The following is a 26,042-nucleotide window of genomic DNA, read 5'->3' on the forward strand; positions in this document are numbered from 1 at the left end:
ATGTAGAACCATAGCGCATTTATTGTAGTAAAAACCATTTATTATGAATGATAATTACGGAATTGGCGGCACCGAGGTGAAGCTCGACGCCAATGAGGCCATTGTTGAAATCTCCCACAACCGGACCCTGTTTGCTGAAAAGTTGACCCAGCAAACCCCTGTTAAACCAGAGATAGTACAGGGATTAACGTCTGTGGAAGATGTGTTTGAGCATTACAAACCCACTGTAAACATGCTCTTTCATGATGCCGAAGGCCGTACCATACCCGAAAACCTGGAATTTCATAACCTGGGTGATTTTGGCGTGAAAGGTATTACCGCCCAAAGCCAATTCCTGAACGATCTCGCTACCGAGAAAGAACAGTATCTCAGGATCATGAAACACCTGAAAACAAACAAGATCCTGAAAGCCGCACTGGCAGACCCTTCCGCCAGAGAAGCTTTACTCGGTTCTATCAGACAGCTGCTCGCCGATCTGAAAAAGTAGTTCGTACCATTTAATTCTTACCCATGACAGAATTACAAAAACAACAGGGGGGACAGCAGGAAGAACAACTGCAAACCGCGCCCGGACAAAAGCAATCCGCATCATTACAGGAAAATCTTGATATACTGGCCAAATACGGTGGATTCGATCTGCTGGAAGGCACCATTGAAGGCGTACAAAACCTGAACCCCGAACGTAAAGCCCGCCGCAATATCTTCCTGACCGAAAGCTCCAAAAAAGGAGAAAGAGAATACCTGAAAAAAACACTGGAACTCTGGGAGAAAGTGCTCACCGAAGCACAGGACCTTCCGGATATGGTGACCTACTGTACTGAACATTCCGAACAGGCTGGCAATGTACTCACCCATAACCTGGCCGAAGCTGTAGAAGCTACCAGGGAACTGGAACAGTCCTACCGCAACGTCGCCCTGTTCTTTAAAAATACTGAGTCCGACAAGGTGAAGAATATTTCCTTCATCAATGTGGAAGCTGATCAGATCAAAGACCTGGATAATACCCGTTTCATCGATGCCATTCATCAGGAACTGGTGCAGAACTACGATCGCCTTGACCTGCGTGATAACTATAGCCTCCTGGTGCTGCCCGGTTACCTGGGCTCCAACAAGGTGCTGGAGAAATGGGCGAAGATCGCCTACGAAAACAAAGCCATGCTGGTGACAGACTTCTCTCACCTGGATGCACCAGACGACGTGATGGAAATGTTTGAACTGGCCAACCTGACTGGTGGCGAGATTCATCGTTCCAATGTGATCATGACCGCCAACTGGCTCGTAGGCCGTGGCAAGTTTGACGAGATCAATGAACAGGACAATCTTTACGTTCCCCCTTCCGGCGCACTGGCAGGTAAGATCTATAAAACACTCATGTCGCAGGTAACCGCCGGTAAAAAATTCGGTGGTATCAACGAAGTAGATGGCGTGAAATTCGAACTGAAGAAAAGTGAAATTGCCAGCCTCGAAAAAATGGGCCTCATCCCCATGGTTAAAGAATACGGCAAGGTAATGGCCTTCAGTGCAAAAACTTTGTTCAATGGAGATAATATTGGTCTGCAAACCTATTCTGTAGTTCGTGTATTTGACTACGTGACCAAGGTACTGATGGACTTCCTGAACCGCCGTGCATTTGAAAACTTTAATGCCAATACCCGCAAGGACCTGATGAAACAAATCATCCGCTTCCTGGATAGTATCACGGGACCGGATAAACTGATTGAAGATTTCAACATCCGTCGCTTCGAACAGGATGCTTTACAGAAAGATCGTATTCACCTCGATATACACCTGAAACCATACTTCCCTGCCAAGAACTTCCTGATCAAAATGGATGGTCACAAAGGGGAAGATGCTAACGAATGGAATACTGAATATGAGCAGGACAAAGCATAAAATGATTCCCGGCGATTTAACTTATTGATGATAAACAAACTGTAGTTCCCCCTCCTGGAGGGGGAGCCTGTTTTTTAAGCCGTGAGCATTTTTTGTAAACATAAAAACAAAAGCAAGGAAAAAGACCGATGAAGCAATTGCTATTAGGCGTTTTCTGTGTTTGCTTATTATCCTGGAGCAATGCTTCAGGGCAAACGCAACCAGACAGTATTATCACGACGAAAGGCGCCGTCACCCTTATTACCTGTGGATCATCCATCAGCACATTTCAAATTGGCGATGGAAAAAATTCAGATTACGACTATCGCATCGTAGATGGAAATGTCGTATTTATCCGGCCGGTAGTGGCAAATCCAAGACCGACCAATCTGGTAATCAGGGAGGGAGACAATATTTTTTACATGATCCTGGCCTACAGGGAAAAGGTTGAACTGTCAAAACTCAAGTACAACCTGTCTGGCAATGCAGCAGCATCCAGGCCTGCCACTGGTGGCACAGGTAATGCAGGTGGTACTTCAACCGGTGCTAACACTTCTGCCGAGCCGGCAGCTGATGATAACGCCCCGGTACCGGATATTGATACCGTGACGGTAAGTAATATCGCAGCTGACTTTATAAAACAACGCAAAGTGCAGCGTCAGTATGAAACCACCTCAGAAGATATTACGGTGACCTTTTCGCAGGCGATGAGTCTGAATAACCTGATGTATTTGTGTTTCAGGATTAAGAACCAAAGCGGTACTCCTTACCAGGTCGGGAAAATAACGATCATGCATAAGGTACATACCGATACCACCACACTGCATCATCTGCCCATTGCGTACAAAAAAGGACCCTCCTTTTTTGGCGGACGGGATGAAGAAAACGTAGTGTTTGTAACACCTGCACCTGTATTGAAGAAGGCAGATGAACTTATCTTCATCATGTACAATGCAGCAACTAAAAACCAGATCGTTCTTTACGTGCCAATGGCAGGACTGCCAAAATATATGGTCACTAAATGATCAAACGCTATCTCCATATCATCCTTATTTGTGCCTGTTGTATGATAACAGGAGGGCTATCTGCGCAGCAGGTCGCCTTTTGCGGGGAATCTGTGCCTATGGAGCGGGACTTTGTAAATTACCGCCTGATGGATGTGATCAAGGGCCATCTCCGTCACCGTAATTTTCTGCCGGCTTTGAAGGCCAGGTCAGAACAGTATTTTCCGCTCATCGTGCCCATCTTACAGCAATACCATATACCGGAAGATTTTAAATACTTACCTATTGTGGAAAGTGGCTTTACAAATGCCACTTCCGTCGTAGGGGCACAGGGGGTATGGCAACTGATGCCGGCCACCGCTACTACTTTGGGACTGGACGTAAGTGATTCAAATGATGAGCGGAATGAGCTGCTGAAATCTACACATGCAGCCTGTAAATACCTTGTACAACTCTACAATCAGTTACACTCCTGGACCCTGGCAGCTGCCGCTTACAATTGTGGCCCCGGCAACATTTCCCGCAATATCCGCAAGCAGGGCAGCAGCGATTATTACCAGCTGATGCTGAACAGCGAAACCGCACAGTATATCTACAAAATTATTGCGATCAAGCAATTGTTTGAGTTCCCTGAATTGTACATCCCGGAATTTGGTTACAATGTGTTCAATAAAACAACGGTGAATGCATCCGTCTTTAATTCCGGACCTTCCATAGAATCGGACAAACGGTTTAGAAGTATCAAAATCAATATCGGTGCTAAATCGGAGAAGGCGACAGTGACGACACTGGCAGCTAAGATGCAGAGCAGTAAAAGCTTTGAGGATGGGCAGCTGGTAAGCATCCTGTTGCTGGATGATCTGCAGGCAAATGGTGTATATATCCGGAAACAGACAAAACTTTCGGGGAGGGGATGGCTGGTGAGTAACCGGATTTACGTAGATCTCGGGTTTGGAAATATGGTGGTGCTATGTGATGCGGGAGGCAAAAAAGGAGTAACACCCGAGACGCTCAAAACAGGAGGAGAGGTACGCTTACAGAAAATATAAGCCGGAATTTTTTTAAGAAGCCGCCCATACAGGCGGCTTCTTTATTACATCAATACTTCATTCATGAATATTCTATACGGATAATTGTTTGTGCCATTCTCCTTCAGTTGCTGCAACATCTCATCTTTCATATACAGCAAACTTCCTTCCGCATACAGGTTCGCTGGTTTCGATAGCGTGATCTTAATATCCAGCGTCCTGCTATAGCCTTCTGATGCACCGGGTCTTACAGACACCCCTTTCACAATGCTCACTTCTCTCAGCTCTTTTCCCATCACAAACCGCACCATTGCCTTGATATCCTCCGGTGTCACAATCCTGTTGCGTGTCAGCAGGTGATACCTGTACAGGTTGATCTTTTCATCGATACTCAACCTGTCTTTACCGCCCTGTGTATTCGACAGCATGGTGATGGAGTTAGGCTGTAACTGTACGCTGCCATACTCCTGTAGTTTGCTGCCCATACGGATATTATTCGCAGTGCTGCCATTCGTTGTATAGAACTCTAAGAACAGGTAGTCCGCATTTTCTTTTGGCTTGATCATGAGGTAAGGAATATTCCCCCTGTTGGCCGTAGGTTGTAACTGTTCTTCCAGGGAAGCGATCAACTGGTGGAGTTCGCGCATCCTGCTGGCTACATAGTCATTGCGTACTTCTTCAAAGAGGGAGCTTTCATCCCTGATTACTTCAATCAGGTAGGCAATGATTTCCTTTGCCTCCCGGGAGTCGAACCGACCGATACCACTGCTCCTGATCACAAGCTCCCCTTCCTGCATCTCACCACTGGTCGTGAAGTTGCGTACATGGTAATCGGTGCCTGCCACATCGTACACGCGCTTCACATCAAAGTAGATATCATTGGTGTGGAGTGGCATAATGTTCAGGTACTTGTTGAGTCGCTGTGATTGTTCGTTCAGTTTCTTATTGATGACCGGGAAGCAGTTAATGCTGCAAAAGAGGTCTTCCAGCAGGGAATGACGGATCGTCTCCGGGAATTCAATCCTGAGCCACACGATCTCCTGCTGCAACCTGCTGCTACCCTGGCCAAATACATGGTGCAGGGCCGGGGGAAAGGGCATCGCAGCTGGTAAAGGTTCCGTGCTGGTGATGGTCAGGAAATGCTGTTTGAATCTTTGCAGCACCTGCTGACTATAGCGGGTATTTGTATCGAAGGCTGGTTGCATGATGGCTTCCAGGTCTTCTTCAGCGGTACTCTTGCTATGGGTATAGCCACTTTTAACCTGCAGGGGAGTTTCACCTACATAAAATTTAGCCAGTGGCAGGTAATGATAGAACATTTCCTGCAGGTGTACGTTGCGAAGGTCAAAGAAAAATGAGAGCCCTTCTGCGGAGGTATGTGCTCCTTCCATACTTAGCCCCAACCAAAGATGATTAGGCGGCGTATCGGCCTGTAAATTGCCCTGGAGCACCTGTTCTTTGAACCAATGGTCCCTGGTCTCAAATAGTTTACCGCCAATCACGCTATATTTTACCTGTCCGCGGAACAGGCGATGATGTGTAAGGGGCATGAAAAAGAGGTCCTGGCTATTGAAGCCGTTCCTCAGTGAATAAAAAAACTGGTGGTCAGGTGTCAGTGCTGCTGTACGTTCATTACAGCTGGCATGGAGGATCCCGTAGGCTGGCTGGCTGCTGGTGATGGGTTCAGGCATCATGATCTGGGCCAGTCGTTCTACCAGTCTTGCGTGGGATACCTCGGCTTCGCCTGAGATTTTTTCCAGTTCGCTGGCACAGGCTTCCAGTAATAATTGTACAATGGGATCAAAGGAGGTTTCTACCTCTGCATCAGGGTATCCCCACAGCCTGGCGGCTGTTTTAAGCATCCGGTCTTTGATTCGTTCTTTTTGCTCTTTAGCCAAGGGTTAAGGGTTTAAATTTAATCATTAATTACAGCGAATTTATTTCCCCGCCGGAAGTGTAATTTCTCCTGGAAAAATTTCTATGGTTGCAGAGCAATCATTAAATTTTCCGCTGACGCTAATCGTATGACAATGGACTTACGTAAAAGAAACTGCTATAATGGAACTCCGTCTTATTCCTTGCCAATACCCCCGTCACTGTCACCTTTATCTTCTTCTTCACTTTCTTTGCACTAATGCCCATCAACTCTTCCTGGCTGATCTGCGCCACAACTCTTGTCTGCGTCAGTCTTTTCTCATACCTGTTGATAGAAGCCCTGATTGACAATTCTACCTGTTCCTTCACTTCATTGTTCGAAGCCCTGATATCGAAATCGCTGTCCCACAACTGGCAACCATACTGGGGATCGTCTTTATTCTCCCCCAGTACGGTTGTGATTAACAACTGAATATGTTGTCCTACTGATTCTTCCAGGTTTACATCCGGCAAATCCTGCTTCTGCAAAATTCTGGAGAAGTCCATCGGTAATTTATAATACTGCTGTTTCATTTTTTAATGATTAAAAAATGCCTAAGAATTTCTTGTCATAGCGCACACGTATTTCTTTCACGCAGCCGTTTTGATCTTTGATCAGGTTTACGACTTCGATCTTAAATCTTCTCTTACCGCGAATGCGTGAGCAGAAGTGACTGAAAGTATCAGTATCCTTATCATTCAGCAATACTCTTGCATTGATGTTTTCACAAAGGTATGCTGAGAAGTCACTGGCGTTCTTCTGTTTATCCACTACCTGGCTCAGCATGAATTTGAATTCATCGTCTGATACGGAAGGCACTTTAGGCTTCTCTGGTACTGCCGGTACCGGTGTCGGTTCAGGTGTTTTGTTCTCTTCAGGGAACGGCATTGGCGTAAAGTCAGGCACCTGGTGATTGCTTTGTGCAGGGAACACCATGATATGTTTGGTCACCATCTTGCTGCTGTCGCCATTGATAATGAGTGACAAAATGCGTTCACCGGGCGAGGAGAAGGTGTAAGTGACAGCACGGCCACTGTGCACTTCAGCGCCTCTTTGCAGCAGCTGCCATTGCCATGTACGGGCATTTGAAGTACTATTGGTGAATGTAACAGGACGGCCAGCCAGCACTTCTTCCGGACCATCGATAGTGGGGTAGAGGTCGGCTGCAGGTGCTGGTGTGTTATCTGCTAAAGCATTGATAATAATTACCTCCTGGTGCCAGGTACACTTGCCATGTGACAAGGTAACCATATAAGTGCCAGCCTTGGTAAAAGCATGGTAAACCTGCAGCCCCGAAGTGGTGGCTGTAGAATCACCAAAATCCCAGGTGAGCCCGCTGTTGTCGGCTGCAGTAGTAGCAGCCTTGAAGGTGATCACTTCTCCTGTACTGAAAGAAGTGTGTTTGCCTGCATTGTTCCGGCTTGCCAGCTCGATGCTTATCTGGCTGCAATCTTCACGGCCGGTCACCTGGAAAGCCAGTATGATAATACTGATGCCAAGTAATGCAAGGAATGTGTACAGTACCATTGGGTCGATATGGTTTGTTATCTTGCTGAATGGTCTATACGTAGTAACTTTTCGCTCGTTTGCGGACTTTCTTGGGGTCATAGGTTTCTCGTATTTCTGCAATTTTAAATATTTTTTTAGAGAAATTAATAAACTACCTACATTCGTAGTTGAAATTTTAACATTTGAATCCGTGAAATCTGGTGATATTTGTTAGTATGTAACCCTGAAAAATTAGAGATCAAGAAAAACCTAAATTAACCCGTATGGTAAATAATGCCCAAAAAGCCGCGGTGCTGGAAGAAGTGATAGACCATATCAGCAAATTGCATTATGATGTTCGTGCCGAAGTAGTAGTGGGGGAGTTGTTGGATAATCATGTGCGTGCCGAAGAAATTGCTGTACAAAATCAAAACGTTTTTGTACGGTCTTTCAATAAAGATATTTTAGATGCTCAACTGGATGATTCGCAACCTTATCATCCGTTTATTTCGCTTACACTTTCCCGTGATGGGCTGTACGATCGTTTGCCGGAGGGTATTTTCCACCAGTTCACACCCCAGCAGCAACAGCGTTCTGTCAGGGAAATGGTCCTTAATTACAAACGTCAGCAGAAAGAACAACAGGAAGCCAGGAAATTTTTCCGCCCGCTTGAAAATGAATTCTTTCTGCAAAGAGTTTTCCTGGAGCAAAAAGAAAAACATTTACTCTTTGATGCATTTGGAAAAGATGCAGATGAATTATTCCTGTCTTTCTGGGGTATCAGACCTGACCTGCCAAAAACAGCCCTTAAAAAACTGGTTAAATTGTTGCCATACATTTATCGCATAGCTGGCAACCTGCCGCTGGTACAGCTGTACCTGAAGGCGATCCTGGATGAGCCGGTTAAGATTGTGCAGGAAGATACACCTACAGCTGTGGAGACAGGTAGTGCAGTACCCCTGGGAGATTCAAGGCTGGGGCTGGACTCAATGACCGGCGACCTTTTCTTTACCGATATGCCTGTCTGGAAAATTACCATTGGCCCTTTGCAACAGCACAGGGTACACGACTTTCTTCCCTGGCAGCCTTATGGCAAATTGTTAGAGACCTGTATTGGTTTCCTGGTTCCGGCAGATGTAGAAGTGGAGACAATCCTGGAACCCCACCCTGATGAACGCCGCGTCTTTATGGCTGATTCTCAGGAAAAAGAGGGATTGGGGGGCTATAATTTTTACCTGTGAGCATTAAATGGAACTATTTTTGCATGTTATATACCCTTAAGGTATGATTCCGGGCCCAACGGAGTATTCCAACCCCAGATCATCCAACAGGTTTAACCCTTTCCGAGGAAATAAACTATGATACTAAAAGCTAAGATTTACATTGTACTGGCGGCATTTATGGCTATCGGCTCCCTGATAGTGGGCCTGCTGAGCCGTTATATTAAAAACTTTTCCCTATATAAGAAAAAGGCACTCTGGTACCTCGCTATTATGGTACTTGTTTTTGCTGTGATCAGTTCCATTCCCTTCCTCTTTACACACCAGAATTCTATGAGCCAGTATATCTTCTACGAAGTATGGTTCCTGGGCCTGGGCGTAGTACATTGTAACCTCATGTATACCCGCTTCTGGGGCAGTGATGATTCCTTTGGATCAGAGCTGGCATTCATTGTAGCCATCTGGTTGTTTGGTGGAATCGGGTTCATTCTTATCCAGCACCTGTTTGCAAAAGGAGAATTCTCATTTTACCCCTTACTCACCTGTATGTTCGCATTTGCATTGCCTACATTTGTGTACAAGACCTTTGAGAAAATGATGGCGATTCCTGCCAAGATATTCAAGTGGTGGCAATATCCTGCTTACCAGGAACTGCCGGAAGTGAACGAAGATGATATGCGTGACCTGATCGTAATCGGGTTCGAACTGGAAAAGAAAGTGACTGATCATGACCGCACCTATTTCCGCGCACGTACACCGATCAAGATGGACCTCGGCGACCTCTTCTATCATTTTATCAATGACTACAACGACCGTTATCCCAATACGCCGATTGACGTAGTGGATGCAAACGGACAACCATATGGCTGGGTATTCCACCTGAAATCAAAATGGGCGTTTACCGCCAAAACCCTCGACCCTGACAAGCCCGTATTCATGAATGGTATGCAGGAAAACAGCGTCATTATTTGTAACCGAATTATTATCAATTAATCCCTACATTTTAAAATTATTCATCCATGGCAGAACCGCTCAAATATTTTCCCGTCAACTGGGTTGATGGTATGAAGATAAAGAAGCAGCATTTCGTTGAAACAGAAAACGCAATGCTGGATCAGATAAGGGATGCTATTTCCAGCGGATTGCATGCGCAGAACTACGGATTGCTGCCTGCAAAAGCAGAAAGTAAAGAATCATTACGCTGCTGGTTTGTAACCGACAATCAGCAGCAATGGAGAATCAAGCTCACTGAATGTCGTGCCGTTACTCCCGGTGGTGCAAGAATTGAGATCCCCGAACATACTGTACACTCGCTGAAATATGCGACTACCTTTCCGGAAGCTACATTTAACTGGGATCCACAACACTCAGAAAGTGCATATTATATTCTCATACAGATCAACCCATTCGATCGTCAGCCAAGCGGCGAACCCTTGCTGCATGAAGATCCGCCAAGGTTGCCCTATGCTACACCAGAATATCATTTGTATGTAACACCTGCTTCCCAGTTACCACAGGGGCAGCTGGGTAGTTACCAGATGATCCTGGGGCGTATCAATGTCATAGATGGTCGTCCGCAAATGGATGATGATTACATACCGCCATGTACCATGGTGTATGCACATCCTTCGCTGGCAGACCTGCACCAGGAGCTGGATCAGTTCCTCGGCCAACTGGAACTCTATGGCGTACACATTGTACAGAAAGTCTATTCACGCAATCAGAATAATGACCTGGCACAGGTAGTATTGTACATCACAGAAAGATTAGTACAATACCTGAGCACAAGGATCTCCCAGTTCCGCTGGTTAGGTATTTATCAGACACCTGCCGCTATGCTGGAAGTGATAGCCGGCCTGGCACGTACCATGAAGAATGCGATCGATCAGCGTGCGAGTGCAGGGAAAGAAGAGTTGCTGAATTACTTTTCAGAATGGTGCGAACTGAAACAGGGAGAACTGGAAACGCTGATGGTAAATTGTGCAAATATCCGTTATAAACACACAGATGTAAGAGAGTGCCTGCAACCTATGATTCCTTTTGTACGCGCGATAAACAAGTTGTTCGAAAGCCTGAGCAGACTGGATTATATCGGTCGTAAGATGGATAGTGGCATCTTCGTAAAAGAAGAATCAGCAGAAGATGCGGAATACATTCGCAAGCATAAAACCAAGAAGTGGTTTTTCACAGATTGATCATCATTTTCAACTCAATTTAATATCACATGCGTGTACTGAACAAACAGGAAAGATTATCCGCTTTTTTATGGTTCCTGTTATTTTTTATCGTTACAGTAGGGCTGTTTGTCCTGGCCATATTTTTCAACTTCCAGGTGCCAAGCCGCGAGAATGCAGAGCTGCGTAAGGAGCTGGCTACATTCCGCCAGGAGCAGGCATTTCAGGGAGAGTTTCTGGCAAAGCTGGAGAGAGTGAGAAACAATCTTGACTCCATCAACCTGCCCAACCAGAATGCAAATTATATGGATCAGGTGATAGCACAGGACCTGGTGAGTATGCGTAACTCTATACCTAAGGATGCGGTCAGTCATTATGGTTTGTATGCAAACATCATACAGAACTGTCTTTTGCTGCAACAAAGTAAACAGCAATTACGTGGATTATCCAATGCACAACAGAGCATCGCGGAGCTGAAAGAGAAGATCAATGATCTGAACAAAGAACTTGAAAATGCACGGAGTGAGCTGGACTACAACAGGCAGTTAATGAGAAGCAGGTAATTGTTTTATACATATCATTAATGATAAATGATTAAAATTATAATTTGTTAAAGTAAGGTTTTAAGGCTGGTCAGGCTTGGCTATCCAAAGAATTATTTTTAATTTTGAGCATCATAAATAGATAAATAAATAAATAGCCCTTAATTGTTAATTCTTTATTGTAAACCTTAAACATTTAACCCATGTCATTCAAATCCGTGTTTGAAGTAGCAGGAAAACAGATGGTTGTTAAACACTGTAGCTACGACCTCACCCAAGAAGTAGATGCAACTGGTCGCCCTTCAGCAATTACCCGCGGTGGCCGCATCAGATTAACAGTAGAATCTAATGGTGATACCGATTTGTTTGAATGGATGGTAAACAACTTCGAAAGGAAGGATGGTACTATCACATTCTACAAAAGAGATTCTGATGCTAAACTGAAATCACTCAACTTCAAGGAAGGATACCTGGTAAAGTTCGAAGAAACCTTCGATGCTGACAACCAGAATCCAATGATGGTTTCATTCACTATCTCTGCCCGTGAAATTGCCATGGGTAATGCTTCCCATATTAATGAATGGGTAAAGTAGTGGTATGATTTGCTAAAGAAAATTATGCCCTTTTTAGAGGCCCCTCTGCTGGCGCGGAGGGGCTTATATATTTTATTCACGTCTGCTCTCAACAGTATACACAAAACTATCCGCCTTATAATATCCCAGGTTATATTCAAGCGGCAAATCATTCTTATCATACACAAACCTTCTTCTGAACAATACCGGGCTCCCCGCATCAATTTCTAATTTCCCCGCCAGGAATTTATCTGCTGCTCTCGCACTTACTTCTTCTTTTGACAGCACTGCTATCACTCCATAATCCTTATCCAGGATATCATACAGCTGCCGCTTAAAATCCTCCTCACCCGTCAACCCAATTCTCGGATGAAACCATGAAATAAAATAAACAAAAGGTCCCTCCGGTGTCCCTCTCAATCTCTCTAGTTTCAAAATCTTTTGCGTAGCAGCAATACCAAAAAATTCCGCCGTATCACTATCGGGCAATACCCAGGTTACATGCAATTCGAAATTCCGCACTTTTAAGCCCCTTGCCTGCATTTCCTGTGTAAAGCAGATCCAGTTCTTCGCCTTTGAACTGATCCGCTCTAATTCCGCCACTTTTGTGCCCACACCCTTCTTTCGAACCAGCAATCCCTCATACACGAGTTTATTCAGCGCCTGCCTCAAAGTAGACCTGGATATCGCCAGTTGCTTCGCCAGCTCTACTTCATTCGGCAAAAACTGCCCGCCCGCATACTTCGGATCCCTGATCATATTCCGCAAAAGCTGCTCTGCCTGTATATGTAAAGGGACCGGATTCTGATGGTCGATACTCATTTTCATCTGCCAAAATTAATCATTATGTTTGCATGTATATACATACTATGATAAAAAAGGTCTTCTTCTTCGCTTATTTCATGCTTTTTACCCTGCCGGCCATTGCACAGCAAAAAGCACTCGCTGCCAGAATACTGGCGGATCAGCGCCTGGATACGATCCAGGCAAGAGCACTACAACTCCTCACAGGTTTCACCGCAGGCGCCAGCTATGGAGAAGTCTGGATCAGGGACTTCAACACCTTTATCAAGGGCTCCCTGGTCGTTCACGACAAGGAAAAAGTAAAAGAAATGCTCCTCCTGTTTTTCCACATGCAGGGCAGGGATGGGAACATTGTAGATGGTATGATTCCCAAACAAAAAGCACAGGCAGGCTATGATTACATCTACTCTGACCTCGCTCCTGAATGGGCTGCCCACAAAAACACGGTGGAAACAGACCAGGAATCCTCCCTGGTACAGGCAGTATACAAATATGTCAGGCATAGCGGCGATACAGGCATCCTGCACACCGTGATTGACCACCAGACCGTGTTGCAACGCCTGGCTGCTGCGCTGCAATATGTACACAATGCACGCTGGTCATCCCGGTATAATTTGGTGACAGGGGCAACTACTATTGACTGGGGAGACGTACAGCCTGAAAAGGGTTGGGGAGTAGTGATCAATGACCATACAAAGTGGTCAATCGATATTTATGACAATGCGATGTACGCTATTGCACTCAAAGAATATGCTGAACTGTCAGGAGATGCCGCTACTTACCTCCCCCTCTATAATGAACTGAAAAATAACGTACGCAAATATCTCTGGCAAGCAGGCAAAAACAAATACCTGCCACATCTCTACCTGGATGGCAGCCCTTTTTCTCCGGACTTTAAAGAGGATGAAATTCTTTACACCGGGGGTTCTGTCTGCGCCATTCTAGCTGGTTTCCACACCACCAGGGAGATCAAAAGTATCAACCGGCAAATGCTGGCTGCTGCGGCCAAAGAGAAATATGCTACCATCGGTATCACCGTTTATCCACCATATCCTGAAAAGGAGTTTCCTAACATGAAACCCTATGTTTACCAGAACGCCGGTGACTGGACCTGGTTTGGGGGCAGAATGATCCAGGCCCTTACTGAACAGGGAATGGTAAAAGAAGCCTATGAAGAACTTGGTCCGATGCTGGACCGCGCGCTCAGCCATCATGGCTTTTATGAGTGGTATGATGTGCAGACAGGTGCACCAAAAGGATCTGGGGATTTCAGGGGAGAAGCTGGGGTATTGTATGATGCCATTACGCTGCTGAAGGATTGGGCCAGGAGACATTAATAATAAAGGCATGTCTATATGTACAAACATATAAACATGCCTTTTATTTCAGTTAAATCAGTTCACAGGTACATTCACCTCCATCTTAATAATATCATCCACTTTACCCCCCGGTGTACCTACACCAAAATCACTTCTGTTCACATCAAATTTCCCTGTAAAAGTACCGCCATTCCCCGCTTTTGTAAATGTAAACGGAATTGAAAACGGCTTCTTCACACCATGCATGGTCAATTCTCCTTTTGCAATATATCCACTACCTGATTTTGTAATCTCTGTAGATGTAAATGTAATAGCCGGATACTTCTTCGCATCCAGCCACTTATCACCTTTTGCATGTGTATTCTTCAAACCATTACCCGTATTGATACTGGATACGTCAATCGTTACATCAAATTTAGAAGTATTCAGATGTTGCTCATCGAATACAATCTTCCCTTTTAAGTCCTTAAAAATACCATTGGCACCTGAAGCCGAAAACTTAACAGCATAGCCGGCGGCAATTTTATAATCAGGTCCTGAGAGAACCGTAAATGCTGACGCTACTAAAATAATGAGGGCTGTGACAGGAAGGAGGAGTTTTTTCATTGTGCTTGAATATTTAGTCTAAATGTATGCGAAAAAAGAAAGGTTTTGCTTACTGGCAAAACCTTTCAAATATTTTAAGTCTTTCTTAACTTCAGCGACTGTACAAAGTGATGATTTCCTTTCTCCAGTATCAAGCTTGCTCTGAACCTCGTCGGCAATATATTCTGCAACAGGTTGGGTTTATTAATTTCGTTCCAGATCTTCCTGGCTATCTCCTCTGATTCTGCATCCGTCAAATGTGCATATCGGTGAAAATAAGATTCCGGATTAGAAAACGCCGTTGTTCTCAGTGATTTGAATCGCTCTATATACCACTGCTCCAAATCTTTATCTTCCGCATCCACAAATATAGAAAAGTCAAAGAAGTCAGATACGAAGATACTTGGCTCCGGCGAACCCTGTGGCCTTGGTCGCACCTGCAATACATTCACACCCTCCACGATCACGATATCCGGTGATTCCACCCACTGCATTTCATTCGCCAGCACATCATATTCAAGATGACTATACAGTGGTGCTGCCACCTTTTCTTTGCCTGACTTTAAGTTCGCCAGGAACTGTACTAATCTCCTGATATCATAACTCTCCGGAAAACCTTTCCTGTTCATGATCCCCCGCTGTTCCAATATCCTGTTGGGATACAGGAACCCATCAGTAGTTACCAACGCTACTCTCGGATGATTGGGCCAGGCAGCCAGCAATCTTTGCAATACACGCGCCGTCGTACTTTTTCCAACCGCTACACTACCTGCAATTCCGATGATATAGGGCACCTTGGTCACCTTGCTACCCAGGAAGGTATTTGTTGTAGCATGCAGTTCCTGCGCAGCTGTTACGTACAGGTTTAGCAGGCGTGACAGCGGCACGTAGATTTGTGTAACTTCTTCCTTTGTTAGCGGCTCATTTAACCCATGCAACTTATCCAGATCTTTGATCAGGTGTTCCGTGGGTTCATCACTTTTATTTGCCCATTCTTCACGGGCAATAGTGATATAGGGAGCGTAGTTATTCCGTGTCATTTAGTTTAGATGCTGTTGACCTGTTGATTCGATTCCGTTGTTTCAGGGTGCTAAGCTATGTAAACCGTTTTAACATTCAAAAATTCATGTGTGCCCTCCAGGGAAAGTTCCCTGCCATATCCCGATTGTTTTACGCCACCAAAGGGCAGCCGGGCATCTGATCGCACCATGGCATTGATAAATACATTGCCGCTTTCTATCTGTGTAGCCAGTTTTCTTGCTTTGTCGGGATCGCTGGTCCAGATGGATGATCCGAGTCCATAAGGTGTCTGGTTTGCCAGGGCAATTGCATGCTGTTCATTTTCAGCGTTAATGATGACTGCCAGTGGACCGAATGTTTCTTCGTCAAAGGCCGTCATACCTGGTTGTACGCCGCTGAGCAGGGTAGGGGCAAAGTTTGCTCCGGAACGCTGCCCGCCGGTGATCAGTTTCGCACCCTGTTCGATTGACTGATGTAACTGATGTCCTAACTCCGTTGCCAGGTCCGGACGAGCCATTGGCCCCATGTCAGTGGTCTGCAAGTTAGGATCTCCCTGGCTCATTTGCTGTATGAGTGTCGTCACCCGTTCCGTAAATTCGTCAGCTATTGCCTGGTCTACAATCCAGCGCTTTGCAGCAATGCAGGACTGACCGGCGTTCTGAAAACGGGCCTTCACAGCAGTACGTGCAGCCTCCTCCAGGTTCGCATCTTTCAGCACGATGAAGGGATCGCTGCCCCCCAGTTCCAATACCGTCTTCTTAATGTATTTTCCTGCCAGCCCTGCTACGCTCATACCCGCAGCAGTACTTCCCGTCAGGGTCACACCCTGTACACGATGGTCGGCAATCAATGGTTCTATATGTTTTGAATTCACCAGTACGGTTTGAAACACACCTTCCGGGAAACCCGCCTCCAGGAAGGCCCGCTCCATAGCTAGTGCACAACCGCTTACATTGCTGGCATGCTTGAGGATGCCTGCATTACCGGCAAGAATGTTTGGAATGGCAAAACGAAATACCTGCCAGTAAGGAAAATTCCAGGGCATGATAGCCAGGATGATTCCTTTCGCTTCGTAGGAGATATAACTCTGCTGCGCATCGGATGGAATGACCTTTGGTGCCAGCATACTACTGATATGTTCAACATAGTATTCGGCAGAAGTTGCACATTTCAATACCTCTGCCTTTGCTTCCTTCAGTGTTTTCCCCATTTCCCCGGTGATGATCGCAGCGTGTTCATCTGCTTTCTCTTTCAGCAGGTCTGCAAGCTGTTGCATCCACTTGCAACGCTGCTCCAGCGAAGTTTGTTTCAATGCCCGATGTGCCTGATGCCCTTTCGCTAATCTTTGTTCCAGTTCTGATGGTGTGTGCGCTGTATATTCAGCAATGGTTTCCTGTGTGTATGGATTAATACTCTTGAAGGTACTCATGTGAATAAAGTTTTGATTCCCTGAGGTGTAAAAGTAAGGATTATAATTTCCTGAACTGGTCAGGTGTACAATTATAATACCGTGTAAAACTATTCACGAAAGCAGCTTCATGATTGTAACCAGTTTCCCTGGCAATCACTGCCAGATCTGCACCTGTTGTTGTCAACAGGCCTGCTGCTTTTTCCAGCCTCCACAGGATCACGAATGCTTCCACACTTGTACCATACAAATAACTGAAACCATCCTGTAATTTCTCTAAAGTGATGTCAAAGAGCTGGCATAATTCTGAAGTGCGAATACCGGTAGTATGCGCCTTGATATAAGCCTTCACATTATCAATGCTATTCACATCTTTATTAGTGAGTGGTTGATATTCTACGGGTTCTTTTTGCAGCTGTGCAAAGAAATGTATCAGTAACAATTCACATTGCTTGCCTATATACCTGCTGCGTGCAAAATCATTACATCCCATAGGATTGCGGATCTGCTCAAGCAGTAATGTACCATATGCATCCAGTGGTACAGGATTCATATTGATCACACCACCCCGTAGATTGTCTGCAATAGCAGGCAGGATGCATGTTTCAAGAAAGGTATTGTCCATCAGTGAAGGAAGTATAGCTTCACTAAACCCGATGTTAAAAAAGCAATGTGTACCCGGGTGTATGGTCACCGCTTTTTCTTCGTGGGTGACATAAAACAAATTCAGGTCTCCCTGCTGCACATGTTCAGAGATGCCACCCCGCATTGTGGAATACACACTCAGTGAGCTAAGGGTAACTCCTAAATGTAAACCGGGTACTTCTACATGGGGATGAATTTCTGTAACCTGGGAAGTGATAGCATGATGTTGCCATACCCTGAATGGAGGAGCTTCCAGCAATTGCTTAAATACAAATACACGGGCATTGCCGTATACCGTTCTTCTTGCATGGGGAACGATGTAGGAATGCATAATTTCGGGGACATTTTCTACCTGGACAAAGTCGGCGAAAATTTGTTGTTCTGCCTGTCTGATTAAATTCATATCAGATATAAGTCGGCTTACCTTATCCCTTGGTACTCAAAATGCTTATAAATAAGTGTAGTACATCCCTGTCATTTTCTTTCAAAAATCACCTGAATCCCCGGCTGACAGCATTATTAAATCCAAACTATACAGCTACCTATTTTAGTGAGTAATATTATTATGACCCAAAATGATTATATTTAATCATACCCAAACCTGTAAATATGTCAACCAAAATCGTGTATTGTCTGGCAGTGCTATGCCTTTGCCTGACTGTAGCCAGCGCACAACAAAAAGTAACCGGAAAAGTCACAGATGCCACCACTGGCGCACCGTTAGAAGGAATCACTGTAAGGGTCAAACTCAGTAGCTCCGGCTCCCTGACCAACAAGTCCGGGGAATATACCATCGAGGCCAAAGCCAGCGATGTGCTGGAAATCAGTGCCATCGGTTTTAATCCCCAGGCCGTTTCGGTCAATGGCCGGTCCGTGGTCGACGTAAAACTTGTCTCCGCCGTCTCGGAACTGAACCAGGTCGTGCTCGTCGGAAGCCGGGGAACAGGTAGGGCCAGAACGGAAACCCCTGTACCAGTTGATGTGATCCCCATTGCCCAGGCAGCCCTGCCCACCGCCAAAACAGACCTGACTGCAGTGCTCAATATGGCCGCCCCCTCCCTGAACTACAACAAGCAAAGCGGGAGCGATGGCGCAGATATGATTGACCTGGCCACCCTCAGGGGCCTGGGACCTGACCAGACCCTGGTACTGGTAAATGGTAAAAGACGGCACCAGACTGCCTTCGTAGCCGTTTATGGCACCCGTGGCCGTGGTAATTCAGGTACCGATCTCAATGCCATCCCCGAAGCCGCTATCGACAGGGTCGAAATCCTTCGCGACGGGGCCTCTGCCCAATATGGCTCCGATGCCATTGCAGGGGTAATCAACATTATCCTCAAAAAAGATGTGAACCACCTCAATGTGACTGCAGGCTATGCTGGTTATTACGACCATAAGTACAATACCTGGTTTGGCCGCAAGCAGTCCCAATATCAATACGGCGTACCTATCGATGGTAATACCGGTACCCTTGGCCTCAGTTATGGCCTTCCATTAGGTAAAAACGGCGGTTTCCTGAACTTCTCGGGCAACTTCCTCATGCAGGGTAAAACCTACAGGCAGAACCTGGATACGAACCTGAATCACAAAGATGGTTTGCCTGTCAACAGTGTGAGAAGAGGGGCCGGCGATGGCTCCCGTGTAAATGGGGGTGGAATGATCAACATGGAAGTACCTTTTGGTACGGGAAAGACCACCCTGTATGCCTTTGGCGGCTATAACTATAAGAGTTCCGATGCCTTCGCCTATTCACGCTCTTTTGCCGGGCACCCGGACCGTTTTCCTACTGACGACAATGGCAACCTGATCTTCTATAAAGATATTATGTATGCCGTACCTGGTGATACCATTTTCGATCCTCATATCCAGACCCATGTCAGCGATCTCTCTGCTGCTGTGGGCGTAAAGGGCGAATTTGGAGAAGGCTGGACCTGGGATGTGAGTAATACCCTGGGCAGGAATAATTTTCATTTCTTTGGCGACAAGACTTTCAACGCTTCCATGGGAGCAAATACGCCCACGCACTTCGATGATGGTGGCTTCTCGTTCTTACAGAACACCACGAATGCCACCTTCACAAAAGCGATTAATACCCTGAACCTTGCCTTCGGCGCAGAATACCGCTATGAAAGGTATAGCATCTATGCAGGTCAGGAAGCCTCATACACCAATTACGATCCTACTTTCTATAAAGCCACCGGTTCACAGGGTTTCCCCGGCTATCGCCCCAGTGATGAAGTGGCGGCCAATCGCAGCAACATAGCAGCTTATGTAGATGCTGAATGGGATGTAACAAATAAATGGCTGGTAGGTGCTGCTGTCAGGGGGGAAAATTACTCCGACTTCGGTTTCACCACCAATTTCAAACTGGCTACCCGTTACAAACTCACAGACAACTTCAATATCCGGGGTTCTGTCAGCACTGGTTTCAGGGCACCTTCCCTGCAACAGATCAACTACAGTTCCCAGTACACCAATGTACAGGGAGGCACCATTACCGAAGTAAAGATCGCGCCTAACTACAATGCCATTACAAGAGCAGCAGGCATCCCTGATCTGAAGCAGGAAAAATCTGTCAATGCAAGTCTTGGTTTTACCTGGAAACCATTGCCAGTGCTGACGGTGACGGTAGACGGATATTATGTAAAAGTAAAAGACCGTATCGTGCTCTCCGGTCAGTTCAGTGCCAGCGATACAACCCTTGATGAAGAAGTATATAATACCCTGAACTCGCTGCACATCGACAATGCACAGTTCTTTGCCAATGCTGTGAATACGACCAACTACGGTGTGGATATCGTGGTGGATTACAACAAACGCTGGAGCAATCAGCATTTCCGCGGTTTATTCACCGGCAATATCCAGCATATGAATATTGACCAGATCAATGTACCTGCTAAGTTAAATGACACTTATGTACATCGTCAGTCCTTCTTTAGCGACCGTGAGCAGCGGTTTGTAAAAGCTTCAGCACCGCCGGTGAAAATGGGATTGAACCTGGAATATGGAATTAATAAAATCAGCTTTGGCTCGCACCTCACCTACTTTGGTAAGGTCGAATTGTTTGGCTATGGCTATTCCGGAGATTTATCAGGTACAGGCATCAATCCAATTGTAGAACTGGATGAAGGGGGGAAGACGGTGCCTGAACTGTTTGTATACAAAGGAAAAGTAGTGACGGACTTATATGCGAGTTATAAATTCAACAGACACATTAACTGGTTTATAGGTGTGGATAATGTATTTAATGTACATCCGGATTTAGGTTATGTGCAGGGGGCGAAGTTATCGGCTTTCGATGGAGAAGCAGGCGGGGCCTGGGATCCGGTGCAGATGGGTGTGAATGGTATGAGATTGTTTACCCGGATAGTATTGGATTTCTAAACTGCTCCTAAAACAAGAACGGCCCCCGGTAGCGGGAGCCGTTCTTTTATAATTTAAAAGGAGCTTACAGCACCTTAGAAACTTTGATAGTGTTTGTTGGCAGGTGTTCTGCTACCGGAGTAGAACCAGTGTTTACAACGATATCATCAGTTTTCAGGTATCCTTTATCTTTCAGGATGCTGATCTGATCTTTGATGATGTTGTCCAGGCCGATTTCTTCATTGTAGTAGAATGCACGTACACCCCAGCTCAGGCTCAGCTGATTCACCAAAGTCTTTTCTTTAGTAAATACGAACAGCGGAGAGCGTGGACGGTAGCTGCTCAGCATAAAGCCGGTGTAACCGCTCTGGGTCATACCAACCAGTGCATTCGCTTCCAGGTCTTCAGCCATTTTACAAGCGTTGTAGCAAAGTGCATCGCTGAGGAAGGTTGGAGAGTGACGGTGAGGGATCAGGTTACGGTTGTAGATGATTTCTTCTTTCTCAACTTCACCGATGATCTTACGCATAGTCTGGATAACCAGTTCCGGGAACTGACCAGTTGCAGTTTCACCGCTCAGCATCACGGCATCAGCACCTTCCAGTACCGCGTTAGCTACGTCAGTGATTTCGCTACGGTTAGGGCGGGTACGGTCGATCATGGATTCCATCATCTGGGTAGCCACGATAACCGGCTTAGCACGGTGAATACATTTACGGATAATATCTTTCTGGATCATTGGGATCTGCTCTACCGGCAGTTCCACACCCAGGTCACCACGAGCGATCATTACGCCGTCGCTTTCCCAGATGATTTCTTTCAGATTTGCGATAGCCTCTGGCTTTTCGATCTTAGAGATAACTTTGATCTTAGAGTTACGTTCTTTCAGGCGTTTACGGATCAGTTGCAGGTCAGCAGCATCTCTTACAAATGACAGGGCCACCCAGTCACAGTTGTGGTCGATAATGAATTCCAGGTCTTCTACATCTTTTGGAGTCAGCGCTGGCAGAGATACTTTGGTATCCGGCAGGTTGAAACCTTTCTTTGAAGACAGAACGCCTGGCAGGGTAACTTCAGCTTTGATTTCACCTGCAGCAGTGATTTCTCTTACTACAGTTTCGATCTTACCGTCATCCAGCAGGATTTTCTGGCCTGGTTTTACATCTTTATGCAGGTCTGCATAAGATACATATATTCTCTCTGCGGTACCAACTACTTTCTCATTTACGAAAGTCAGGATTTGACCTGGAGTCAGCGGCAGAGCATTGTTAGCGATTTCACCTACGCGCAGTTTAGGACCTTGCAAGTCAGCCAGGATGGCCACGTTGAAAGATTCAGTTTCGTTAATGCGGCGGATATGCTCGATAATGCGCAGCTTGTCTTCGTGAGAGCCATGTGAAAAGTTCAGGCGGAACACATTTACGCCGGCTTTTACCAGGGCCAGTAATTTTTCGTAAGTGTCGCATGCCGGTCCTACTGTGGCAACTATCTTCGTTTTGTGTTTAGATATATCTTGTGTACTCATAGCTCTTATTTTAACTCGCAAGTATTTTTACAATTTTAAACCATTCCGGATCGATATGCTCTTTGGCTTTGATGGCCTGTTCCAGAGGGGTATATTGGATTTTGTTGTTTACAATTCCTACCATAACATTGGAAGTGCCATTCAACAGCGCATCTACAGCAGCATAACCCATACGGCTGGCCAGGATACGGTCCTGACAGGTTGGGCTACCACCACGTTGAATATGTCCGAGGATGGTTACGCGGGTATCCAGTTGAGGGCATTGTTCCTTAATCTGGCGTGCCACCGCTTCTGCACCACCAGCAGCAGAACCTTCTGCTACTACGATGATGTTTACTAATTTCTTGCGGCGTTCGTTAGCCTGCAGTTCTAAGATAATGTCCTGTACATCAATAGTGTGCTCAGGAGTCATAATGTGCTCAGCACCAGTGGAAATACCACTATGGAGGGCAATATAACCAGCATCACGCCCCATCACTTCTATGATAAATAAACGGTCGTGGGCATCAGCAGTATCACGGATTTTGTCAATCGCATCCACCGCAGTGTTCACAGCAGTATCAAATCCGATGGTAAAATCTGAACCGGCAATGTCTTTGTCAATTGTACCTGGCAGGCCAATGCATGGAATGTCAAATTCCTGGCTCAACTTGTACGCACCATTGAAAGAACCATCACCCCCGATCACCACAATACCATCGATGTTGTGTTTCTTTAAATTTTCGTAGGCTTTCTTACGGCCTTCGGCTTCGTAAAACTCTTTACAACGGGCCGTTTTTAAGATTGTACCACCGCGCTGTATAATGTTGGCAACAGATTTAGACTCCAAAGGAAAGATTTCGTTCTTCAACATTCCCCTGTAACCATACATGACACCAAAAACATTCAGCTGATTGTAAATTCCCGTTCTTACAACCGCACGAACGGCAGCATTCATGCCCGGCGCGTCTCCGCCTGATGTAAGGACCGCAATGTTGTTAACTTTTTTCATAGTTATGTTATATTTCCCTCTCTACGTTGTTTTATGTGGGAATTCCCCGACGTTGAATCTGTGATGCCCAGTTTATACCCCAAATGTGTCATAGTGGTATACCCCGAAAATTCTAACAATCTCTTTCCGCAAGTCAGCTTCTTTTCCTGATTATCACATTCCTTATGCATAAATTGCCGGAAAAATATTTAATTGGCGCACAAAAATAACATTTTGGATATTCTTTCTAATAGTATTCTGATGAATTAAAGAAAATTTTCAATTTCAGTTAACCAATAGAGTATTTTTTTAAAAAAATATACATATGTATAATTTAAATGCAATAATGCAACGTCTACCTGCTTTTATTTTTACTTTTATTAATTCCTCATTGCTTCTTACCACTATGTCTACAGCGCAAGCGCAATCACAACAGCCAGGCATTGTTTATCCGCAAACACGGAAGACCGAAGTCACAGATAACTACCATGGTACTACTATCGCTGACCCTTACCGCTGGCTGGAGGATGATAATAGTCCTGAAACCAGGGAATGGGTGAAGGAACAAAATACACTTACCCAGAATTATCTTGCAAAGATACCTTTCCGCGACTCGATAAAAAATCGTCTGGAAGTGTTATGGAATTATCCAAAAACTGGTGCACCGGATCATAGAGGTAACTATTTATACTTCTATAAAAACGATGGTTTGCAAAACCAGGCTGTACTGTACCGGCAGTTGACTACCCCCGGTGCGAGCCCCGAAGTCTTCATCGACCCCAATAAATTGTCTGCCGATGGTACAACAGCTTTAGGCACCGTACAGTTTTCGAAAGACGGGAAATATGCCGCCTACGTGATTTCAAAGGCTGGTTCTGACTGGCAGCAGGCCCATGTAATGGACGTAGCTACCAAAACTTTGCTCCCCGATAGCCTGAACTGGCTCAAATTCACCGGTCTTTCCTGGAGAGGAGATGGTTTTTACTACAGCCGCTATGACGAACCCACCGAAGCCAGCAAACTCTCCAAAAAGAACGAATTCCATAAAATTTACTATCACAAGGTAGGGACTTCTCAGGATAAGGATATACTGATTCACGCTGATTCAGATCACCCACTTCGCAATTTTTCAGCAAGTATGACAGAGGATGAACGTTTCCTGCTCCTGAACGCGTCAGAAGGGACTTCCGGCAATGAGATATGGTTTTGGGACATGAAAAATCCTGACCAAAAGGAGTTTAAATTGCTGATAAAAGGCTTCGATTATGAGCCAAACGTAATAGACAATGACGGCGATAAGCTGCTCGTGATCACCAACGAGGGCGCTCCTAATTACAAAGTTGAGCTGATCGATACCAAAAATCCCCAGGGACCACGCAAACTGATCATTCCCGAGCGCAAAGAAACCCTCGTACACGTTGGTACCGGTGGTGGAAAACTGTTCGCCGTATACCTGCAGGATGCTGCTAACCGCGTATACCAGTTAGATTATGCCGGTCACCTGGAAAGGGAAATCAAACTCCCCGGCATCGGTTCCGCCAGTGGATTCGGGGGTAAAAAAGAAGACAAGGAATTCTATTACACCTTTAATTCATATGTGACACCGGCACTGGTCTATAAATATGAAATAACTGGTGGTAAGTCTTCCATCTATTTCAAACCTGAACTGAAATTCGACCCTTCCCTGTACGAAACCAAACAGGTCTTTTTTAATAGTAAAGATGGTACCCGCATTCCAATGTTCCTGTCTTATAAGAAAGGGATCAAACTGAATGGCAACAATCCTGTTTTCCTGTATGGTTATGGCGGTTTCAATATCCCGCTCACACCTTCTTTCAGTGTATCCAATCTGTTCTTTATGGAGCAGGGCGGCATCTTTGCACAGGTAACCCTGCGTGGTGGTGCGGAGTATGGCGAGGAATGGCACAAAGCAGGTATGTTCGAAAAGAAACAGAATGTATTTGACGACTTTATCGGTGCAGCTGAGTTTTTGATCAAAGAAAAATATACCAATACCTCCAAACTGGCAGTGCATGGCCGTTCTAATGGTGGTCTGCTCATAGGTGCAGTCATGACACAACGCCCGGATCTGTTCAAGGTAGCGATACCCACAGTAGGGGTGCTGGATATGCTGCGTTACCAGCACTTCACAATCGGATGGGCATGGGGTGTGGAATACGGTACCAGCGATAAGGAAGATCAGTTCAGATACCTGATTAAATACTCACCATTGCACAACCTGAAGCCGGGCACCTCTTACCCCGCTACCATGGTCACTACAGGCGATCATGACGACAGGGTAGTGCCAGCACACTCATTCAAATTTGCAGCTACACTGCAGGCGGATAATGCAGGGCCTAACCCAACGCTTATACGTATCGATACCCAGGCCGGCCACGGTGCCGGTAAGCCAACGGGCAAGCTGATAGAAGAGTCTGCGGATATCTGGGCCTTTGTAATGTATAATTTAGGTATGCATTTTAAAAAAATAGATTAATTGCTTTTTCAAGCCCTTTGCAGGGCTTCGCAGCTCTCAATAACGCTGATGCCGCAGGCATCAGCGTTTTTTTTTAACCAAACTCTTTTCT

22 protein-coding genes are annotated in these 26,042 nt (G+C 45.6%); 12 read left to right on the forward strand and 10 right to left on the reverse strand.

Annotation, left to right across the window (positions count from 1 at the left end; genetic code table 11):
• Positions 1–43: 43 nt before the first annotated feature.
• The 4 genes from DXN04_RS03720 (at position 44) to DXN04_RS03735 (ending at position 3,925) form a co-directional block, all read left to right on the forward strand.
• Positions 44–487 (forward strand): hypothetical protein, encoded by a 444-nt coding sequence (locus DXN04_RS03720; RefSeq protein ID WP_199414978.1) that lies wholly within the window; start codon positions 44–46, stop codon positions 485–487.
• 23 nt (positions 488–510) lie between these two features.
• Positions 511–1,893, forward strand: a complete 1,383-nt coding sequence (locus tag DXN04_RS03725) for a DUF5458 family protein (RefSeq protein ID WP_116851942.1) — start codon at positions 511–513, stop codon at positions 1,891–1,893.
• Positions 1,894–2,021: 128 nt separating this feature from the next.
• Positions 2,022–2,897: a hypothetical protein gene (locus tag DXN04_RS03730; protein WP_116851943.1), complete on the forward strand. Its 876-nt coding sequence runs from the start codon at positions 2,022–2,024 to the stop codon at positions 2,895–2,897.
• Positions 2,894–3,925, forward strand: a complete 1,032-nt coding sequence (locus DXN04_RS03735) for a lytic transglycosylase domain-containing protein (protein WP_116851944.1) — start codon at positions 2,894–2,896, stop codon at positions 3,923–3,925. Before DXN04_RS03730 ends, DXN04_RS03735 begins: the two co-directional genes overlap by 4 nt.
• Positions 3,926–3,969: 44 nt before the next feature.
• Here the strand turns inward: DXN04_RS03735 and DXN04_RS03740 are convergent, their stop codons facing one another.
• The 3 genes from DXN04_RS03740 to DXN04_RS03750 all read right to left on the reverse strand — a co-directional run bounded on the left by DXN04_RS03740 (position 3,970) and on the right by DXN04_RS03750 (position 7,427).
• Positions 3,970–5,802, reverse strand: a complete 1,833-nt coding sequence (locus DXN04_RS03740) for a type VI secretion system baseplate subunit TssF (RefSeq protein ID WP_116851945.1) — start codon at positions 5,800–5,802, stop codon at positions 3,970–3,972.
• Between the two features lie 118 nt (positions 5,803–5,920).
• Positions 5,921–6,352 carry a GPW/gp25 family protein gene (locus DXN04_RS03745; protein ID WP_116851946.1) on the reverse strand — a complete coding sequence of 144 codons (432 nt, stop codon included), beginning with the start codon at positions 6,350–6,352 and terminating at the stop codon, positions 5,921–5,923.
• Between the two features lie 10 nt (positions 6,353–6,362).
• Positions 6,363–7,427 (reverse strand): PKD domain-containing protein, encoded by a 1,065-nt coding sequence (locus DXN04_RS03750; RefSeq protein WP_116851947.1) that lies wholly within the window; start codon positions 7,425–7,427, stop codon positions 6,363–6,365.
• A gap of 164 nt (positions 7,428–7,591) precedes the next feature.
• Here DXN04_RS03750 and DXN04_RS03755 point away from each other — a divergent pair, with 164 nt between their 5' ends.
• The 5 genes from DXN04_RS03755 (at position 7,592) to tssD (ending at position 11,836) form a co-directional block, all read left to right on the forward strand.
• Positions 7,592–8,548, forward strand: coding sequence for a type VI secretion system baseplate subunit TssG (locus tag DXN04_RS03755; RefSeq protein WP_116851948.1), 957 nt, complete (start codon positions 7,592–7,594; stop codon positions 8,546–8,548).
• 117 nt (positions 8,549–8,665) lie between these two features.
• Positions 8,666–9,520 carry a TssN family type VI secretion system protein gene (locus DXN04_RS03760; protein ID WP_116851949.1) on the forward strand — a complete coding sequence of 285 codons (855 nt, stop codon included), beginning with the start codon at positions 8,666–8,668 and terminating at the stop codon, positions 9,518–9,520.
• A gap of 26 nt (positions 9,521–9,546) precedes the next feature.
• Entirely contained in the window at positions 9,547–10,722 is a 1,176-nt protein-coding gene (locus DXN04_RS03765) for a hypothetical protein (protein ID WP_116851950.1), read from the forward strand.
• A gap of 29 nt (positions 10,723–10,751) precedes the next feature.
• Positions 10,752–11,264, forward strand: a complete 513-nt coding sequence (tssO, locus tag DXN04_RS03770; protein ID WP_116851951.1) for a type VI secretion system TssO — start codon at positions 10,752–10,754, stop codon at positions 11,262–11,264.
• Between the two features lie 182 nt (positions 11,265–11,446).
• Complete coding sequence (tssD, locus tag DXN04_RS03775; RefSeq protein ID WP_072361749.1) at positions 11,447–11,836, forward strand: type VI secretion system tube protein TssD; 390 nt, start codon at positions 11,447–11,449, stop codon at positions 11,834–11,836.
• Between the two features lie 72 nt (positions 11,837–11,908).
• On the opposite strand, the gene DXN04_RS03780 is transcribed toward tssD, so the two are convergent.
• The gene (locus tag DXN04_RS03780) at positions 11,909–12,643 is read right to left on the reverse strand and encodes a GntR family transcriptional regulator (RefSeq protein ID WP_116851952.1); all 735 of its coding nucleotides are present in this window, start codon (positions 12,641–12,643) and stop codon (positions 11,909–11,911) included.
• A 41-nt stretch (positions 12,644–12,684) separates the two neighbouring features.
• Between DXN04_RS03780 and DXN04_RS03785 the strand changes: the two genes are divergently transcribed.
• Positions 12,685–13,956 (forward strand): glucosidase family protein, encoded by a 1,272-nt coding sequence (locus tag DXN04_RS03785; protein WP_147319827.1) that lies wholly within the window; start codon positions 12,685–12,687, stop codon positions 13,954–13,956.
• 57 nt (positions 13,957–14,013) lie between these two features.
• Here DXN04_RS03785 and DXN04_RS03790 read toward each other — a convergent pair whose 3' ends face one another.
• The 4 genes from DXN04_RS03790 to DXN04_RS03805 form a co-directional block, all read right to left on the reverse strand.
• Positions 14,014–14,544: a YceI family protein gene (locus tag DXN04_RS03790; RefSeq protein ID WP_116851954.1), complete on the reverse strand. Its 531-nt coding sequence runs from the start codon at positions 14,542–14,544 to the stop codon at positions 14,014–14,016.
• A gap of 74 nt (positions 14,545–14,618) precedes the next feature.
• Positions 14,619–15,563, reverse strand: a complete 945-nt coding sequence (coaA, locus tag DXN04_RS03795; protein ID WP_116851955.1) for a type I pantothenate kinase — start codon at positions 15,561–15,563, stop codon at positions 14,619–14,621.
• Positions 15,564–15,613: 50 nt separating this feature from the next.
• Positions 15,614–16,972, reverse strand: coding sequence for an NAD-dependent succinate-semialdehyde dehydrogenase (locus DXN04_RS03800; RefSeq protein ID WP_116851956.1), 1,359 nt, complete (start codon positions 16,970–16,972; stop codon positions 15,614–15,616).
• 40 nt (positions 16,973–17,012) lie between these two features.
• The gene (locus tag DXN04_RS03805; RefSeq protein WP_116851957.1) at positions 17,013–17,999 is read right to left on the reverse strand and encodes a helix-turn-helix transcriptional regulator; all 987 of its coding nucleotides are present in this window, start codon (positions 17,997–17,999) and stop codon (positions 17,013–17,015) included.
• Between the two features lie 206 nt (positions 18,000–18,205).
• Between DXN04_RS03805 and DXN04_RS03810 the strand changes: the two genes are divergently transcribed.
• Entirely contained in the window at positions 18,206–20,980 is a 2,775-nt protein-coding gene (locus tag DXN04_RS03810; RefSeq protein WP_116851958.1) for a TonB-dependent receptor, read from the forward strand.
• A gap of 64 nt (positions 20,981–21,044) precedes the next feature.
• Here DXN04_RS03810 and pyk read toward each other — a convergent pair whose 3' ends face one another.
• Both pyk and pfkA read right to left on the reverse strand, forming a co-directional pair.
• Entirely contained in the window at positions 21,045–22,484 is a 1,440-nt protein-coding gene (gene pyk / locus DXN04_RS03815) for a pyruvate kinase (RefSeq protein ID WP_116851959.1), read from the reverse strand.
• Between the two features lie 10 nt (positions 22,485–22,494).
• The gene (gene pfkA / locus DXN04_RS03820; protein WP_116851960.1) at positions 22,495–23,475 is read right to left on the reverse strand and encodes a 6-phosphofructokinase; all 981 of its coding nucleotides are present in this window, start codon (positions 23,473–23,475) and stop codon (positions 22,495–22,497) included.
• Positions 23,476–23,860: 385 nt separating this feature from the next.
• Between pfkA and DXN04_RS03825 the strand changes: the two genes are divergently transcribed.
• Entirely contained in the window at positions 23,861–25,951 is a 2,091-nt protein-coding gene (locus DXN04_RS03825) for a prolyl oligopeptidase family serine peptidase (RefSeq protein ID WP_199414979.1), read from the forward strand.
• The last annotated feature ends 91 nt before the right edge of the window (positions 25,952–26,042 follow it).

It is taken from the genome of Chitinophaga silvisoli (genome assembly GCF_003412465.1).
Taxonomy (GTDB): Bacteria; Bacteroidota; Bacteroidia; order Chitinophagales; family Chitinophagaceae; genus Chitinophaga; species Chitinophaga silvisoli.

Excerpts from the sequence above, each read along its gene's own strand:
- pfkA (WP_116851960.1), bottom strand. The coding sequence starts at position 23,475 with ATGAAAAAAGTTAACAACATTGCGGTCCTTACATCAGGCGGAGACGCG.
- DXN04_RS03765 (WP_116851950.1), top strand. The coding sequence starts at position 9,547 with ATGGCAGAACCGCTCAAATATTTTCCCGTCAACTGGGTTGATGGTATG.
- DXN04_RS03755 (WP_116851948.1), top strand. The coding sequence starts at position 7,592 with ATGGTAAATAATGCCCAAAAAGCCGCGGTGCTGGAAGAAGTGATAGAC.
- DXN04_RS03810 (WP_116851958.1), top strand. The coding sequence starts at position 18,206 with ATGTCAACCAAAATCGTGTATTGTCTGGCAGTGCTATGCCTTTGCCTG.
- coaA (WP_116851955.1), bottom strand. The coding sequence starts at position 15,563 with ATGACACGGAATAACTACGCTCCCTATATCACTATTGCCCGTGAAGAA.
- DXN04_RS03745 (WP_116851946.1), bottom strand. The coding sequence starts at position 6,352 with ATGAAACAGCAGTATTATAAATTACCGATGGACTTCTCCAGAATTTTG.
- DXN04_RS03730 (WP_116851943.1), top strand. The coding sequence starts at position 2,022 with ATGAAGCAATTGCTATTAGGCGTTTTCTGTGTTTGCTTATTATCCTGG.
- DXN04_RS03800 (WP_116851956.1), bottom strand. The coding sequence starts at position 16,972 with ATGAGTACCTTCAAGAGTATTAATCCATACACACAGGAAACCATTGCT.
- DXN04_RS03760 (WP_116851949.1), top strand. The coding sequence starts at position 8,666 with ATGATACTAAAAGCTAAGATTTACATTGTACTGGCGGCATTTATGGCT.
- DXN04_RS03785 (WP_147319827.1), top strand. The coding sequence starts at position 12,685 with ATGATAAAAAAGGTCTTCTTCTTCGCTTATTTCATGCTTTTTACCCTG.
- DXN04_RS03805 (WP_116851957.1), bottom strand. The coding sequence starts at position 17,999 with ATGAATTTAATCAGACAGGCAGAACAACAAATTTTCGCCGACTTTGTC.
- DXN04_RS03725 (WP_116851942.1), top strand. The coding sequence starts at position 511 with ATGACAGAATTACAAAAACAACAGGGGGGACAGCAGGAAGAACAACTG.
- DXN04_RS03790 (WP_116851954.1), bottom strand. The coding sequence starts at position 14,544 with ATGAAAAAACTCCTCCTTCCTGTCACAGCCCTCATTATTTTAGTAGCG.
- DXN04_RS03780 (WP_116851952.1), bottom strand. The coding sequence starts at position 12,643 with ATGAAAATGAGTATCGACCATCAGAATCCGGTCCCTTTACATATACAG.
- tssD (WP_072361749.1), top strand. The coding sequence starts at position 11,447 with ATGTCATTCAAATCCGTGTTTGAAGTAGCAGGAAAACAGATGGTTGTT.
- DXN04_RS03750 (WP_116851947.1), bottom strand. The coding sequence starts at position 7,427 with ATGACCCCAAGAAAGTCCGCAAACGAGCGAAAAGTTACTACGTATAGA.
- tssO (WP_116851951.1), top strand. The coding sequence starts at position 10,752 with ATGCGTGTACTGAACAAACAGGAAAGATTATCCGCTTTTTTATGGTTC.
- DXN04_RS03720 (WP_199414978.1), top strand. The coding sequence starts at position 44 with ATGAATGATAATTACGGAATTGGCGGCACCGAGGTGAAGCTCGACGCC.
- pyk (WP_116851959.1), bottom strand. The coding sequence starts at position 22,484 with ATGAGTACACAAGATATATCTAAACACAAAACGAAGATAGTTGCCACA.
- DXN04_RS03825 (WP_199414979.1), top strand. The coding sequence starts at position 23,861 with ATGTCTACAGCGCAAGCGCAATCACAACAGCCAGGCATTGTTTATCCG.
- DXN04_RS03735 (WP_116851944.1), top strand. The coding sequence starts at position 2,894 with ATGATCAAACGCTATCTCCATATCATCCTTATTTGTGCCTGTTGTATG.